Below are 16,151 nucleotides of genomic sequence, written 5' to 3' on the forward strand. Positions count from 1 at the left end.
CATATTTTAACCTTGATAAATACGCTGTTTTTGAGGTAGCATAGACTCATTAACAAGGAGGAGTAAATATGAAAATTATCATCAGGATGTTTTTGATCTCAGCCTTTTTGCTCAGCATTATTTCAGCCCCTTCTTTTGCCGATGAAACCATAAATGAACCTTTGCTTGCGAAACAGGACAGCGCCGTATTATTGGCTGATGCTGAAGAAGATGATGATGATTATCTCGATGACGGGGAGGATTCCGGCGATGACAACGGGTTAGAGAAGATATCCGACCCGCTTGAACCTGTGAACCGCGTATTCTTTCATTTCAACGACAAGCTGTACTTCTGGGTCTTAAAGCCGGTTGCTAAAGGCTACTCAAAGGTAGTTCCTGAACCGGCCAGAATATCAGTGCGCAATTTCTTTAATAACCTTACCACTCCGGTAAGGCTTGTCAATAATGTACTGCAGTTAAAATTTGATTCCGCCGGCACTGAGATGAAACGTTTCGGCATTAATACCACTGTAGGCGTTTTAGGCCTTTTTGACCCTGCGAAGAAAAATTTAAATCTTAAGATGCAGGATGAAGACCTGGGACAGACCTTCGGGGTCTGGTGGGATGCAGGCCCTGGTTTTTATATAGTCTGGCCGATCCTCGGGCCTTCAAGCCTTCGTGACACAGTAGGCCTTGCCGGAGACACTTTTCTTGATCCGGTAACTTATGTCACGCCATTTGCTTATGACGGGCTCGCCGTCAGAACCGGCGATAAGGTCAACAGGGTATCGCTTGTGATAGGTGATTACGAAGAGATCAAGAAAGACGCCATTGACCCTTATTCTGCGATAAAAGATATCTATCATCAGTACAGAGAGAACAAGATAGACAAATAAAAGCTGAGATATTTAATATATATAAAGTTTCTTCAGCAATTTTGCACTTTCTTTGCTATCTGGTCTGCAAGATCTGACAGGGTCTCATCACGAGCGCCGAATATGACATATGCGCTGTAACCATCAATCCTCTTTAAAATCTCATCCCTGTCTTTAATGACCTCAACAGACCTGCCGGCCTCGCTGATGCCGTCGGCAAGGTCTCTGCTTGAGATGTCCCTTACGATACTGCCGCCGGCATAATAAATGGGAAGAAGAATAAGATGGTCTGTATCTCGAAGATTCCTGTTAAAGGCCTCAATATATTCATCCTTCATGAGCTTTGTGGGCCCGAATCCGTGAGGTTGAAATATATAGCATATCCGCAGATGCAGCCGCGTCACAGTCTCCATAAGGGCTGATATTTTATGAGGATTATGCGCGTAGTCATCAATTACAAGCTTCTTCCCGTCATTGAAATGTATATCAAACCTTCTCACTATCCCCTGAAATTCCGGGAGCGCTGCTGCAATAAGGACCGGGGATATCCCTATTTCTGAAAGAAGCGCAATGCATGAAACAGCATTGTACAGATTATACTTGCCCGGGAGAGAAAGTCTGTACCTCGTCCCTCTTAATGAAAAATCAGTGCCAAGCGGCATGAACTGAACTGCTTCAGCCCTGTAGTCAGAAGGACTGTCTATGGAAAAGGTTGTCACACACTCAGACCTTAACTCTGCCAGGTTCTCATCATCAGCATTGACTACTACTTTCTGCCATGTATGCTTTATGAGCTCCTTAAACATATTGGCAGTTTTTGCAACAGTATGGTGATCAAGTGAAAGGTTCAGGATTATGGAATATCCCGGTCTGTAATTGACAATCGTCCCGTCAGACTCGCATGCCTCTATGACAAGATAATCGGAACTTCCCGAGAGAAAATTGCCGGGATTGGTTTCAGACCTGAATTGCCTTGCCCTTCCACCGCCTATGTAATTTGGATCAAGCCCGAGCCTCTCCATGAGAAAAGCAAGCATAGCAGCTGTTGTGGACTTACCGCTGGTTCCTGCGACAGCAATAGTTTGATGCGAGTTGGTTATCTCAGTAAGAAATTCAGGCCTTGTCTCGACATGGACTCCAAGTTTTTTTGCCTTGAGGAGTTCCGGGCTGTCATCCTCAACCGCTGTGCTGAAGACCACAAGATCAAAAGCAGCATCTATTCCGCTTCCATCATGGCTGAAGACCTGAATACCTGAAGACTGAAGCGTTTTTTTGAGCGGGCTGCCGGGATTTTCATCAAAAGCCCTGTCAGAACCGGCAACATTATGGCCCTTTTCTGCCATAAAGCCGGCAATGGCTGAAACCCCGCTTCCCCCTATCCCTGAAAAAAATATCTTTAGCTGCCTGGAATCTATTGTCATCCGGGATATTTTAACGTATATTATAGGATAAAACATAACCGGTAACTATGAATAAAAATATTATTATTTGCTGGACTATATAAAAAAGCTGGGTTATAATCATAACTATTATTGTATAAGCAGCGCTGACAAACAGACAGACAAATTTAATCAGCCTATATATATTTAGATAAACCATTAAAAACCAGGAGGGATTGACATGAGACACAAAGTATCAAAAATGGTATTTTCAACTTTATTGCTCCTATCTTTTGCATTTATCATAGGATGTGCAGGCATGGACATTGAGACCGCTGAAAAGTCCCAGTACTACTATGTTCCTGAAAGGCTTCAGGAAGCGAACAGGCTTTTGAATCTGGCCAGGGAAGATGGAAAAGACAAGGCATGCAAGAAAGAGTTTAAGGCAGCTGAAGCAGATGTCAACCGGGCCTTTGCAACATATGACGAGTGTAAGGCTGATGAAGCTGCGGCAATGATTGAAAAGGCTATCGAGAAGATAAATGCTCTCTGTCCGTACATACCGCCGCCGCCGGTCATTATTCCTGTTCCTGAGGTAGTGGTTCCGCCTATTCCTGAGGTAATAGTTGTTCCTGAAGAAAAGGTTGTTCCTGTTGAAAAGGTCATAGACAAGCTGACATTGCATATTAATTTTGACTTTGATAAGGCCATTATCAGAAAGGTTGAATATCCAAAGCTTGAAAAGGCGCTTGAGTTTATCAGCAAGTACCCGGATGCAGCTTTGGTTATTGAGGGGCACACAGACAGTGTAGGCACTGAAGCTTACAATGAGAGGCTTTCTTCCCAGCGCGCCAATGCTGTAAAAGAGTATTTCGTTACAAAAGGCAAGATCAATGATGCCAGAATAAAAAGGGTCACCGGTTTTGGTGAATTGAAGCCCATCGCATCAAACAAGACTAAAGAGGGAAGATTTGAGAACAGGCGGGTCGAGATACTTATAGTTTCTGAATAAAGATTTACTACATTAAAATTCAACAAAGAAGGGACAGTTTGTTTTAAACTGTCCCTTCTTTGTTATCTGCCCTTTTCAAGGTGTTATGATATAAATCATAAACTCTATCCAGCAGGATCAGGTAACATATTATATGAACGCAGTTACAGGATATTTCAGCAAAATGAGAGGTACGGGGGAATGCCCGCCAAGAGCCAGCCTTTCAGAGATCGGATGGTCATGGATAGGGGCGTTCCTCGGAATTGCCGCTGTCACTTACATCGATTACCATATCCTTGAAAAGACAGACCTTGTCATGGTCATCGCTTCTTTCGGAGCTTCGGCTGTTCTTATTTATGGAGCGATAAAAAGCCCTCTTGCGCAGCCGAGAAATTTATTGGGAGGGCATATTTTTTCAGCTGTCATAGGAGTCGCTTCTTATCAGATGTTAAGCCAGCACATCTGGCTTGCAGGGGCAGTGGCTGTTGCAACCTCCATCGCATTCATGCATGCTACCAAAACTCTCCACCCCCCGGGCGGCGCAACAGCGCTTATTGCCGTCATAGGGAGTGAAAAGATACATAACCTTGGTTTCCTGTATGCTTTCATGCCTGCCGGGCTTGGAGCGGTAATCCTGCTCATTGTCGCGCTTCTCATAAATAATATCCCGAAGTCCCGCAGATACCCTGAATTCTGGCTCTGATGGACCTTCATCCTACTGCATGACTGATAGACAAAACCTCCCGCAGGTTGAATTCTCTGAACTTTATATGTTAAAAAAGTAAGCACGGCATTGCCAATAAGATATATCATTGTTCTGCCGTTCTCTGTCTTTTTTCCTTCTACATCATATACCATTTTGTTTTGCAGGAAATCGGGCATATGAAGAAGCTGAAAAAACTGTAACGTATTATCGCGTTAAGGAGATCTTATGAAGAAACTGTCTGCCGCAGCCATTTTTCTGATAGCTGCAACATTAATACTTTTTCAGCTCCGGGATGTCAGGAATATCAAAGAAGAAGTTAATAAAGAACCGCTGAAAACAGAAACATTAAGGAAGATAAGCGGTACGATAAAAAAGGGAGAGACTTTTTTCGAGGTATTTAAGCGCTGCGGCCTTAATATTGCCGAGTTGTTTGCTATCCGGGAGGCTGCCGCAGATGTTCACCATTTAAGAGAGGTGAAACCCGGACAGCAATATAATATTTCAGTTGATGCAGACAACCGTGTTAATTCTCTGTCGTATTGGATCGGTGACGACGGCGTACTTGAAGTCACACGAAAAGATCAGATATTTAAAGCTAAAAGGATTCCTATCGAATATGAAAAGAAGATTGAGAGCATCGGCGGCGCAATAAAAGACAATCTCATTTCGTCCATAGGAGAAGGCAGGGAAAACCTCATACTGGCGCTTCAGCTTTCTGACATCTTTGCATGGGACATAGATTTCACCTCCGACCTCAGAGAAGATGACAAATATAAAATTATTGTTGAAGGGCTTTACCTTGACGGGAAGTTCAAGAAGTTCGGGAAGATACTCTCTGCGGAATTCAGCAATAACGATAAAATATACCATGCCTACCGTTTTGAAAATAACGGAAAGGCCGGCTACTACGACGCTGACGGCAAATCATTGGCAAAGGCCTTCCTGAAAGCTCCGCTGGACTTCAGGCGGATAAGTTCATATTATTCAGGAAACAGGCTTCATCCCATATTGAAGGTCTATAAGCCCCATCACGGGCTTGATTATTCTGCACCGGCAGGAACCCCGGTCTCTGCTCTCGGAGACGGGAAGGTCGTTTTTGCGGGATATAACGGAGGATACGGCAACCTTGTAATAATAAGGCACAATAACGGATATGAAACATATTACGGCCATCTGCAGGAGATCAACAATAATATCAGAACAGGGAAAACTGCAGAGCAGGGCCAGGTTATCGGGAAAGTCGGCAGTACGGGAATTTCAACCGGGCCGCACCTGCATTTCGAATTACGGATCAATAACGAACCGGTCAATCCACTCAGTGTAAAGCTGCCAAGCGGAGAATCCATGCCCCAGCAGTTAATGGCCGGATTCAGACTATTCAGGGATCAGATGAACACACAGTTAGCTTCAATCACCACGCCTGTTTATGCATTCAAGGAACAATCTCTGCGGTAAACCAGTAAAGCTCTGCGTCCTTCCATGCATCAGGAGGAAGCCCGGCCTTCTTTGAAACTTGTTGCAGGAATGTCTCCCTGTCCCAGCCGAACTCAAGCGGGACCTGCGGAAGAAGAATGCCGCTCCTGCCGTCCTTTTTAATATAAAGCCCGTGCCTGCCTACTTCTATGGCATTCGTGTCCTTTACAAGCTCAAGCGGTGAGAGTATCGTCACCTCAACCTCTATCTTATCAAGCTCCTGTTCACTTAGAGGCGGAAACCGGGGGTCTCTGGCTGCCGCGTTAACCGCATTCCTGATAACAGAATCATAAAGCGGAATGTCAGGCATTATATTGCCTATACATCCTCTAAGTATGCCGTGCTCCCTTATGGTGACAAACGTAGCGCCGTTGCTCTTTAATCTCTTAATCCCTGTGACTGATGACGGCTGTTTGCCGTCTTTCACATAAACATTGATAGTCTCTTTGGCAAGCTGCAGCAGAGTCTCTTTTTCCTTATCTGAAAGATAGCTCTTGTAAAAGCCCATCGCGGCATAACCTACCACACGGCTTTTGTCGCCTGTGACATCGCCTGAGTTCGCATACTTGTAAAGCTCCGCATTTGTCGCTCCGAGATTTTGCGCCACAGCCATTGTGTACAGAACAGGATAGCCGCCGCACATCTCACCTTCACGGCTCATCAATAACCTTTCCGTCTCATCGATAGATACCCTTTCAATCGCGTCAATCATCTTCATATCCATCTTTACGGCGGTCTCATAATCGTGATAGTGCGACAGGTCTGTGCTCGCTATAATTATCACATCTTCATCATCCCTAATGATCTCAGTCAGTTTTTTTGTGAGAAACTTATAAGACTCCCTCGTAGGAGAACCAATTACTATCGGGACGACCTTAAAGTCTTTAAGAGTGCGCTGAAGAAAAGGAAGCTGAACTTCCAGAGAGTGTTCCTTCTCAAATGCTTCCGGAAAAAATGTCACATCAGCTTCCTTGTTGATAAGAGAAGCTGCAATTTTGCTGTCGATCTTCACAACCCCGAGCGGCGTCTTCATTCCGTCTCCGGTATAAACAGATACGCCTGTGAATGACTTATGATGACTGGGGCCTATCAGAATTACAGTCTTTATATTCCGCTCTTTCAGATGATTATAAGAATATGCAGCGATGCCGCCGGAGAATTGATATCCTGCATGCGGTGATATAAGTGCTATAAGCCTCCCTCTGCCTGCCTTGTCCTTTGCGCCTGATAGAAGGCTGTCAACGGTCTTGGCAAGAACCTTCCCATCTTTTGGATAAAACGCGCCGGCAACCGCAGGCTCCTTCACATCGGCAGAACATGCAAGCGGTGAGAATATTAATACAGCCAACAGAAAGTTAAGAAACCTTTTCAATATCAATTGACCTTTCTCCAGAACTTTGCCTTCTTTGTGCTGCTCGTCAGTTTCAGTTTTTTAGTCAGCGAGCTGATAAGCCCGCCAAGAGCCATGAACTTCAAGAACGTTCTCCTGTTCATCTCAAACCTCCCATAATCCGGCTATCACGGCATTACAAAATATGCATTTGCCGTCAATCATATTGACATGCTTCACCTGATAGCCGACTCTCTCTATTATAATCTTTCTGCATGCCGGGCAGTAGGTGTTTTCAGCATTTGACCTTACATTGCCCAGATACACATATTTCAGCCCCGCATTGCGCGCGGTCTCCCATGCGATCTTAAGTGTTTCAAAAGGAGTTGGCGGCAAGTTCTTAAGCTTGTAATAAGGAAAGAACCTTGAGAAATGTATGGGCGTATCCTCGCCGAGGTTCTTGACTATCCACCTGCACATAGCATCTATCTGCTTCGGATCATCATTATGCGTAGGTATCACAAGGTTCACTATCTCCGTCCAGACGCCTTCCTCCTTCAGTACCACAAGAGCGTCAAGCACAGGCTTCAGCCTGCCGCCGCAGATCTTTGCATAGAAGTCCTCTGTGAACGCCTTGAGGTCAACGCAGGCAGCATCCATGTACTTTGATAATTCCCTTAACGGCTCCTTATTTATATACCCGCAGGTATGCATCGTATTGAGCATTCCGTAGTTCTTCGATATCTGAGAGGTGTCGTACATGTATTCATAAAAGACCGCAGGCTCTGTGTAGGTGTATGCTATGCTTTTGCAGTTATACGCCAGCGCCTTGCTCACAAGTTCATCAGGCTGTAAGTCTTTGTTGTCAGACTCCTCAGGCCTTCCCTGTGATATCTGCCAGTTCTGGCAGAACTTGCAGCTGAGCACGCATCCGACAGTTGCTACAGAGAACGCGGCGCTGCCGGGAAGGACATGAAAAAAAGGTTTTTTCTCTATCGGATCAACAGCAACAGAACAGGGGTTGCCGTACACAAGGCTGTAAAGAGCCCCATCCTTGTTTATCCTCACCCTGCACCCGCCAATTTCAAAGTTCGAAAGCTCGCATTCCGTGGGGCAAAGTTCGCATTTTATCTTTGTGCCCATATTCATATTTTATCAGTTTCTTTTAGTTACTCCTTGATCTCTTTCCAGTATTTTGCCGGATGCATAGGGAGCTTCTTTGTCGAGATCACCTCTTCAAAATATACTTTTCTCTTCATGTATCCGCCGATCTCAGTCCTGAAGAACTCCTGCGTGACATTGTATGACAAGATAACGACAACGAATATAGTGACTATAATGATAAATGTCCTGAACTTTTTATCATCTTTCATAACGCTATAATATCACATTGACGAATACAGATATGTGAATGCCCTGCTGTGCAGAAAGGTACTGAAATCGGAGAAAGCACGCGGTGATACGCCGCGCTTTATGGTAGAAGTGTTACAAAGCTGTCAAACTCAGCTTCATCTTAAAAAAGGTCTCAACAACTTCAGGGTCGAAATGCCTGCCTGACTCTGAACTAATAAATTCCAGCGCCTTATCATCAGGCCACGCAGGTCTGTACGGGCGATCCGAGGTTAAAGCGTCCCAAACATCAACAACTGCAAAGATGCGCGCCGGAAGAGGGATCTCTTCAGCTCTGAGCCCACGGGGATACCCTGTTCCATCCCACTTCTCATGGTGGCAATAAGGTATGAATAAAGCAGCCTGCAGATAAGGGATTGGAGAGAGTATTTCATAAGCTATTACCGTATGACGTTTCATCACCGCCCATTCTTCATCATTCAGTTTCCCGGGTTTTAAAAGAATGCCGTCAGGAACACCGAGTTTTCCTATATCGTGAAGGAGCGCGCCCCGGTACACATGCACAAGTTCGGCATTGATAATGCCCATCTCTTTTGCTATTTTCACTGTCATATCTGTTACACGCCTGCTATGCCCTTCTGTCTCCTTGTCTCTGTGATCAAGAGCTTTTGCCCACCCTTCAATAGTACGGTCATAAGCAACAATCAGTTCATCGCGGGAATGCTGAAGCTCATGAAAAAGAGTGGAATTATCTATCGCTATTGCAGCCTGCCGTCCCAAAGTATCAAGGAAATCCAGCCAGTTCTGATCAGGTTCGAGAAGCGCACGGTGGAATATTTCAATTACACCCTCCACATACCCTTTGGCTATCAGAGGCACGGCATAATAGGTGACAAAACCTTCATCAGCAAGTAACGGAGACTGAATAAAATCCTGTCCCGCTTCCCCCATGTTACGTATGGTAATTATACGTTTTTCCATGGCCGCCCTGCCCGCATTTCCCTCACCGATGCGCAGCCTGGTCTGCCTTAGAGCCTGTGTTCTGAAACCCCTTCCTGACGCGTACTCAAGCACCTGTTCATGAGGGTTTCTCAGAAGAATGTCGGCCGCGTCAACATTCAGCAGGGTTACAACCTGCTCAAGCAGGATGCTGAGTGTGACACGAAGGTCAAGACTTGAAGTTATGGCCATATCGATTGTTCTGAGCGCTTCTACCTGTTTAAGATGAGCTTCAATCTTTTTCTCAGACAGCTTCTGCTCAGTGACATCATGAACTATGCCTGTAGAACATATTATCCTTCCTGCATCATCAAAAGTATGCTCGCATTTTTCATGAACGATCCTGACCTCACCGTCAGGCCTTAACACCCTGTGAAAGATATCATAGCGTGTCCTGTTCGCTACCGAATCGTTATAAGACCTGTTGACAAAGTCCCTGTCTTCAGGATGAACAGAATTTAAAAATGCTTCATAAGTTGTGCCGAACTCATTTGGCGTAAAACCAAATATTCTGAAGACCTCGTCCGACCACTCCAGTTTATTTTCCGTGAGGTCAAGTTTCCAACTGCCTAATTTGGCTATTTGCTGGGCCTCGCTGAGCCTGGATTCACTCTTTTTTAATTTCTCCTCCGCCTGTTTTTTTTCTGTTATGTCTCTGACAATATGAATAAGCCCGACAAGTTCATTGCTGCCGTTAAATCTCGGCATTGCCCTCACCTCGATGAACTTTCCCAGGTGCGGCTCAAAAATTTCAAAACTTACCGACTCAGCCGATTTGAGGCAGTTGCAACTGGGACATCCTTCAGGGGGACTATCTGCCCCGTGATAAAACTTAAAGCACTTTGCCTTTTCTGATTGTAAAAATGGCAGGCCAAGTATCTTTTCCGCCGCCTTGTTGGCTCTTATGATATTGTAATTTCTGTCATGTATAGTGACCATGTCAGTGATATTATTGAACGTCTCTTCCCATTGCAGCTTTGACTCAAATATCAGCCCCTCTGCGTCCCTGCGTTTTACTTCATTTTTATAGGCTCCCATTATATTCTTGCAAGTGGATATAAACGGCTTCAGATAATCCAGCAGGCTCTCATCATAACCTCCCTCACAGTTGGCAACCCCGACCATCCCCAAGAGCTTTCCGTTGTTGCCGAACGGTATGGCAAGAAAGGCATTAAGCGGAGGGTGCCCTTCAGGCAGTCCGCCACTTCTCGGATCATTCGGCGGGTCATTTGAGATGACGGGTTCACCTGACGTTAAGGCAGCCCCGAAAAGCGTATCAAGGTTCCTGAACTCCATTCCGGCTGAAATATTTTCTTTATAAAAATCTTTGGTGGCATTGTCCCATGCTATGTTTGTGATCGCGTATGCCTTCAGATACGGCGCTCCGTCTTCCGAATAAAGGACTTCTCCGACAAAACCATACTCACTACGGGTCAATGCAAGAAGGCTGTCCAGTATCCTGTTAAAGAGAGCCTCAGGTTTTATTTCAGAGATAAACCCTGACTGAATGGTATTAATGGAATCCAGTAGTTCGTAACTCTGCCGGATCGTTTCATCACTCTGCTTCTGCATGGCTCTGATAGGCATTGAAATAAACCTTGACACAAATATCGCTATCAACAAGATACAAAATGCGGCTGCAATTCCAACAAACATCGCCCAGTTCCTGAGCCCGGCAACTGATGCAAAGGACTCTTTGGTGTCTATCTTTACAACCATGCCCCATCTTAATTCAGGCAAATATCTCCATACAGCCAGTACCTCCTCACCCCTGTAATCAACGGAAAAACCGGCGCCTTCACGCCCCTGAACAGCCTCCTGTACAGGCCATTCCTCCCCCGATCCGATAGCGACCTTCCTGTTAAATGCGGCGTGAAGATCATGCCTGACCGGCGTTATGAATACCGCTTCATTCCCTTTTCTCGCGGCCAGAACGATCTCGCCCGTCCTGCCAAAACTGGCGTATTCATTCACAATGCCACGAAATTCCTCAATGCTTAACTGCATGGCAACAACTCCGATTGATTTCCCTTCTTTCATGACAGGAGCCGCGATAAATGCAACCGGCTCACCAGAAGGCAAATAATATTCAAAATCGGAGATCTCTGTCTTTGACAGAGACGCCGCATTTGCGACAACTTTTGCCAGATCTGTATCCTTATAAGGCCCTGTCATTAAATTTGTTGCAATATCGGATTCTCTCTTTACGCTAAAAATAACCTCTCCACTGGGACAAATCAGAAAGAGGTCAAAATATCCGATCTTCTCCTGAAAGAACGTGAAATACGGCCTGAATCTCTTCTCAACAGCATGGTATTCAGGAGAGTTTATGCCCTGTTTCATGTAAACGGAGTCAATTTCCTCCATCGCATTGATGAGGTCAGGACTTTGCGCCAGCACAGTCACTCCCCTTATCTTTCCAGCGATATAGGAATTGATATGAATAGATTCCCGGTTGGCAATAGAAATGAGATTATTTATCACTTCTTTCTTTACGATATTGCCGGCATTTCGATAGCTGAAATAAACAAGTAATGCCAGCGGCACCAATGCTACCAGTAGAAACCCGGCAAGGAACCGGCTGTCTATATTGAATTTGCTGTTAATTCTCTGCTTCAGCATATATCAAACTCCCTTTTAGCAAAAAGAAATCCCGGATGTATTGGTAAATCTGTTATAGAATATCTTACAAGGGGTATTTAAAAATTATAAGAAGAAAATAACGGTAACTAAACGGGTATGGTTACTACCCGTTTAGCAAAAAAGACAGGCAGTTAAAATTTTTGCAGGAAAGAAAAAAGGCTCGTCTTCCTGTTTGAAAGCCCAACCTTTTTCCTTATGTTTTTACGGTGTTTCTCCACAGTCTCAAAAGAGATATTCAGGAGTTTACATATTTCCTTGCTCCTCATGCCTCCCTTTATCATATTGCATATCTCTATCTCTCTCGCGGTCAGATTGAAGTCCTCTTTTGCTATCTCACGACCGAATGAAGAAACCAGTTTTCCGAGATGAAATTTCAAAAGGTCATAATATCTGCCTGACCCGTCACATATCTGAATCCTGGATAGAATGGGCAACAAGGTATTCTTTATATTGACCTCTATATCATATCTCAGCTTATTCTTCTCTATGTCAATCTGCTTTATAATTTCCCTGAGAGCAATGTTCTTATTCTCTAACTCGCTCTTTTGTTTTTGCAGCTTCGACTCTGATGTACGCAGTTCCTGCTCGATCTTTTTGCGCTCGATCACTTCGTTATGGAAAAATTGAGCGACAGATTCCAATTCAGCGGTGCGCTCCTCGACTATCTTCCCGATCTCGTCCTTTGCTCTCCTAAGTTCCTCTTCCGTCTTTTTAAATTCTGTAATGTCTCTAATGATCTCGACGCCGGCCACGATTTCTCCCGCTGAATTTTTTATCGGTGATGCTGTGACTTCAACAATCAGTGCCCGGCCGCCGGCCGCCGTCTCCTGCTCCACCTTGTGGATTTTGCCGTCCCTGAAACATTCTGCCAGAGCGCAGCCTTCACAAACACTCTCATTCTGCGCATATGCTTTATAACAAAACTCGCCGGCATGCTCACCGTTAAGTTCTTTCAGCGCCTGATTCTGATACATAATCTTAAAATCCGTGCCCTGAATGCTGACAGCAACACCGACGGCTTCCATCAATCCACATTCCTCCAGCTTAGCTATAAGCTCTTCTTTTATCCCACCCTTATCGGTCACTTCTGCCCCTGTCATATCCCATTGATTTTGATTGGTTACAATTTATAACATCTGTTGCATCTGATGCATTCTGAGATCAAAGGCTTCGGTTTATTAGCCATCGGACAGTCTTTATTGCTGACATATCTATCGTCACGTATTGAAAATAAACCGCTCAGCGCTGCTACAGGGCACAGATACCTGCACCAGAACCTTCTTACCCTTACATTTATAATGAGCATGAATGCTACAAGTGTCCATGTGAAATAGTCACCATGAATAGAGAATAGAGTGACGTATGTCTCAAAGTTGCCGTATTCAGGCCTTCTGCTTATCAGGACAACCGCGATGCAAAGAGCCAGAATTATGTACTTGAGATTGCGCCATCTGTCATCAGTCTCACATGATATCTCCCATTTGCTTAAAGGTATCTTTCCTATATATTCGCTGAGAGCGCCAAAAGGGCAAAGCCACCCGCAGTAAAACCTTCCGGCAATTAAGATTGACAGGAACGTACTTATGACAACCGCATACCATAGATATGAAGAAGATATCCTTAAAAGGACCATGTTAAAGATATGAAGCATTGAAAACGGAGTTACAAGGTAAATACCGATTACAGCTATCCCAAGCAGAAGCGAGATATCTCTTACACTTAGAAGCCGTCTTGACCTCCTTGTGAATAGATAGAGAACAAACGCTGCAAAAAAGAGAGCGAGATAGATCAGCCAGCCTGTTCCTGCCTCGCTCCTGCGCTCAACTCCCTTAACATCAATGCCGTAAACCTGAGAAGCTATCATACGGGAAGATGTCTTAATTGTATCCGCAAGCGCCTCAACACTGATCGTTGCCCTGCTTACCGCGTCAATATCATTATCAGGCTCAAAAGGGTCATTTACATTCTTGCCGACAAAACGATTGAGATAATCAGGGCTCATCAGATAATGGACATAATTTGGGGTCTCCTTATGCTCAAGAAGCTTGATACCCGCAATCTCTCCTTTGTCATTTATGGCAAGCAGAACCTTTATCGGGCCTGCGTATCCCTTGATCGCGGGAACGACGTCATATGAGTTGAAAGCAGCGATGTCCCTGTCAGATCTATAATGAAGCGGGGTGCCGGCCTTTGCTGAAAAGAGAGCCTCAGGCGCGACATCAGAAAGGTATCTCCCCTCATCAACCCTCGTCTCCCTGAATAAGCTGAAGCCGATGATAAACGATGCCGCTGTTATAAAGAGTAAGTTTATCCGGATATTCTTCATGCCTTTTTATATACAGATAAATAAATTAAAGATGTTATCTTCATAACTATCAAAGAAAAGACAGCCTTCTGCATCCCGATCAGCGGGATCAGAAATATCGCTGTCAGCAATGCGCCAAGAAATGAACCGGCAAGGTCAACTGCGTAAAGCCTCCCGGCAAGCCCTTCGTTCGCAGATTCAAAAGTTGAACGTGAAGCAACGGCAAACTGCCCTCCGCCGATAAATCCCGCGGTAAATAACATCATATAAAATACAGCCTCATTTTTCAAAATAAAAATTGATAAGAGCAATAGAATTAAAGCAGATGAATCATATGCCTTCAGCCAATCCTCAGGCCTGTCAACATTTCTCATAACATAGGCACCTGCCGCGCCACCAAGCATGAACGTCCCGGTGAGCATGCCTATCATTTCATAAATATATCCGAAGAACGACTGGAACGTAAGCATTATAATAATAGAAAAGGCCATAGTGAAGTACCCTGTTGTGAAAATGGCGTATGATACAGGCTGACGCCTGACGATAAAAACCGATGTTAACAGGGCCATGACCACACTGACAAATAGGGATAACTGCTTCTCGCTCATATTCAGAAAGAGGTTAATCCATTTGCCTTTGTGCACATCTGCCCAGAGCATCATGTTGTAAAGACAGGAGACAGGGCGGCTGTCGCTGTTTATCTCATACACCTTGCCGAGCCTTTCTTTTACCATATCAACCTGAAGTGGAGAAAAGGCATCCTGCAGGATATACTGTCTGAAATGCTCAGTGCTGATATCTGCTCCCTCAAACCTTTTAATGAGCAGGCCGGGATCAACATCGACCTGGCTCATGGAAGCTATGATGATCCCGTACTCTTCAGATGACGCCTCAACATGAGGGAAAACCTCATTAAGAGACTTATAGACCGAGCCGTTAGCCATCTGCATTTTATTGCTGATGTAGCCGAAAGATGCAGGCAGGCTGAGATATAGCAGCCCTTCTTTTTTCAGAGCAGCCTTCGCCTCTTTGAAAAATTCAACCGTGTAAAACCTGTTGAGGTTAGCGGTAGCAGGCTCAGGGATGTTGAGCATTATCATGTCATATTGATTCCTTTCAGCGCTTTTGATAAAAAGGCGGGCATCCATATTAAATAAATTTACCTTTTCATCCTTTAAATACATAAGGTCATCATCGCTGAGAAACCTTTTTGAGACATCGATGACAACCGGATCGATCTCAACAAAATCAATTTTTGTGACAGGATATTTTAGAAATTCCCTTATCACAGCAGGAGAGCCGCCGACTATCAGCACATCTCTTGCAGCAGGATGAACCGACATGGGAATATGCGCCTTCATTTCCTCTGTCTGCGCATCAGGATAGGAGAACTGGAACTTCTCTGAAGAATAAAGGTTGAACTGGCCTTTTGTCTTTAAGACCGTGACCTCCCCATACCTTGATTCAGTCTTGCTTACAAGTTCAAAACCCTTGTACTGGAGCGGCTTCAGCGCCTGCCCGCCGACATAATAGAAGAGTAACGGCAATATCAGCAATGGAAGAAGGATAGCTTTTCTTAAAAGAAAGACCGAGATGAAGATATTGATTATCGCCGTTAATAATACGATCTTATAAGCGTCAATATGGCCTGCCAACAAAAAAGTAAAAATTACTGCGCCGATAAAAGCTCCTATCGCTTCAAAGCTGTAGGCCTCAGGCGCCTTATCTTTCAGATAAGAAACGGCAAGCGGGAACTGAGCGCCGATGGCTATACATAGCAAAGATAATGAAAGAGCAATGCACGCGATCGCAGCAGGCAGCGGAATAACTTCACCAAGGCCATAGCCAAGTATAGGCCTTATTATCTCAATGAAAAACAGAGCCGGCTGGGCTATGGATGCGATGAGTATAAAAGATAGAACAAAAGCATATTTTGACTTAACGTTGGAGCCGATATAGCTGCCTAAGCTTACAAGGATAAGCCATGCGGCGAGGGTAATTCCTATGATAAGTTCATTGCCTGAGAAGACGGAAAGAAGCTGCCTGATGCATACGATCTGCAGGAGAATTGAGTTCGTCCCTATTAATATGACAGGAAGTTTCCGCATCATCATACATTAT

The 16,151-nt window shown here is 44.7% G+C and carries 12 protein-coding genes; 4 read left to right on the plus strand and 8 right to left on the minus strand.

What is annotated here, in order from left to right; translation table 11 throughout:
* Positions 1-68 precede the first annotated feature (68 nt).
* Positions 69-875 (plus strand): VacJ family lipoprotein, encoded by an 807-nt coding sequence (locus HY807_03370; protein MBI4825447.1) that lies wholly within the window; start codon positions 69-71, stop codon positions 873-875.
* Positions 876-907: 32 nt separating this feature from the next.
* On the opposite strand, the gene HY807_03375 is transcribed toward HY807_03370, so the two are convergent.
* Positions 908-2,275 carry a hypothetical protein gene (locus HY807_03375; protein ID MBI4825448.1) on the minus strand — a complete coding sequence of 456 codons (1,368 nt, stop codon included), beginning with the start codon at positions 2,273-2,275 and terminating at the stop codon, positions 908-910.
* Between the two features lie 199 nt (positions 2,276-2,474).
* Between HY807_03375 and HY807_03380 the strand changes: the two genes are divergently transcribed.
* From HY807_03380 to HY807_03390, 3 genes are all read left to right on the plus strand, one after another.
* Positions 2,475-3,245 carry an OmpA family protein gene (locus HY807_03380; protein ID MBI4825449.1) on the plus strand — a complete coding sequence of 257 codons (771 nt, stop codon included), beginning with the start codon at positions 2,475-2,477 and terminating at the stop codon, positions 3,243-3,245.
* A gap of 133 nt (positions 3,246-3,378) precedes the next feature.
* Positions 3,379-3,927 carry an HPP family protein gene (locus tag HY807_03385; GenBank protein ID MBI4825450.1) on the plus strand — a complete coding sequence of 183 codons (549 nt, stop codon included), beginning with the start codon at positions 3,379-3,381 and terminating at the stop codon, positions 3,925-3,927.
* A gap of 228 nt (positions 3,928-4,155) precedes the next feature.
* Positions 4,156-5,385 carry a peptidoglycan DD-metalloendopeptidase family protein gene (locus HY807_03390; protein ID MBI4825451.1) on the plus strand — a complete coding sequence of 410 codons (1,230 nt, stop codon included), beginning with the start codon at positions 4,156-4,158 and terminating at the stop codon, positions 5,383-5,385.
* On the opposite strand, the gene amrB is transcribed toward HY807_03390, so the two are convergent.
* The 7 genes from amrB to HY807_03425 all read right to left on the minus strand — a co-directional run bounded on the left by amrB (position 5,363) and on the right by HY807_03425 (position 16,144).
* Positions 5,363-6,775 (minus strand): AmmeMemoRadiSam system protein B, encoded by a 1,413-nt coding sequence (gene amrB, locus HY807_03395; protein MBI4825452.1) that lies wholly within the window; start codon positions 6,773-6,775, stop codon positions 5,363-5,365. The genes HY807_03390 and amrB overlap by 23 nt on opposite strands.
* Positions 6,776-6,898: 123 nt before the next feature.
* Entirely contained in the window at positions 6,899-7,882 is a 984-nt protein-coding gene (gene amrS / locus HY807_03400) for an AmmeMemoRadiSam system radical SAM enzyme (protein ID MBI4825453.1), read from the minus strand.
* A gap of 20 nt (positions 7,883-7,902) precedes the next feature.
* On the minus strand, positions 7,903-8,106 hold the full coding sequence (locus HY807_03405; protein ID MBI4825454.1) for a hypothetical protein: 204 nt from the start codon (positions 8,104-8,106) through the stop codon (positions 7,903-7,905).
* Between the two features lie 112 nt (positions 8,107-8,218).
* Positions 8,219-11,704, minus strand: coding sequence for a GAF domain-containing protein (locus HY807_03410; GenBank protein ID MBI4825455.1), 3,486 nt, complete (start codon positions 11,702-11,704; stop codon positions 8,219-8,221).
* A gap of 152 nt (positions 11,705-11,856) precedes the next feature.
* Entirely contained in the window at positions 11,857-12,810 is a 954-nt protein-coding gene (locus HY807_03415) for a PAS domain-containing protein (GenBank protein MBI4825456.1), read from the minus strand.
* A gap of 35 nt (positions 12,811-12,845) precedes the next feature.
* Positions 12,846-14,051: an FMN-binding protein gene (locus HY807_03420; GenBank protein ID MBI4825457.1), complete on the minus strand. Its 1,206-nt coding sequence runs from the start codon at positions 14,049-14,051 to the stop codon at positions 12,846-12,848.
* A complete protein-coding gene (locus HY807_03425) occupies positions 14,048-16,144 on the minus strand; it encodes a hypothetical protein (protein MBI4825458.1) in 2,097 nt (698 codons plus the stop codon). Before HY807_03425 ends, HY807_03420 begins: the two co-directional genes overlap by 4 nt.
* Positions 16,145-16,151: the final 7 nt, after the last annotated feature.

Source organism: Nitrospirota bacterium (assembly GCA_016207885.1).
Classification (GTDB): Bacteria; Nitrospirota; Thermodesulfovibrionia; order UBA6902; family UBA6902; genus JACQZG01.

Bases quoted from the DNA above. Each gene is read 5' to 3' on its own strand.
- HY807_03370 (MBI4825447.1), top strand. From the start codon at position 69: ATGAAAATTATCATCAGGATGTTTTTGATCTCAGCCTTTTTGCTCAGC.
- HY807_03375 (MBI4825448.1), bottom strand. From the start codon at position 2,275: ATGACAATAGATTCCAGGCAGCTAAAGATATTTTTTTCAGGGATAGGG.
- HY807_03380 (MBI4825449.1), top strand. From the start codon at position 2,475: ATGAGACACAAAGTATCAAAAATGGTATTTTCAACTTTATTGCTCCTA.
- HY807_03385 (MBI4825450.1), top strand. From the start codon at position 3,379: ATGAACGCAGTTACAGGATATTTCAGCAAAATGAGAGGTACGGGGGAA.
- HY807_03390 (MBI4825451.1), top strand. From the start codon at position 4,156: ATGAAGAAACTGTCTGCCGCAGCCATTTTTCTGATAGCTGCAACATTA.
- amrS (MBI4825453.1), bottom strand. From the start codon at position 7,882: ATGAATATGGGCACAAAGATAAAATGCGAACTTTGCCCCACGGAATGC.
- HY807_03405 (MBI4825454.1), bottom strand. From the start codon at position 8,106: ATGAAAGATGATAAAAAGTTCAGGACATTTATCATTATAGTCACTATA.
- HY807_03410 (MBI4825455.1), bottom strand. From the start codon at position 11,704: ATGCTGAAGCAGAGAATTAACAGCAAATTCAATATAGACAGCCGGTTC.
- HY807_03420 (MBI4825457.1), bottom strand. From the start codon at position 14,051: ATGAAGAATATCCGGATAAACTTACTCTTTATAACAGCGGCATCGTTT.
- HY807_03425 (MBI4825458.1), bottom strand. From the start codon at position 16,144: ATGATGATGCGGAAACTTCCTGTCATATTAATAGGGACGAACTCAATT.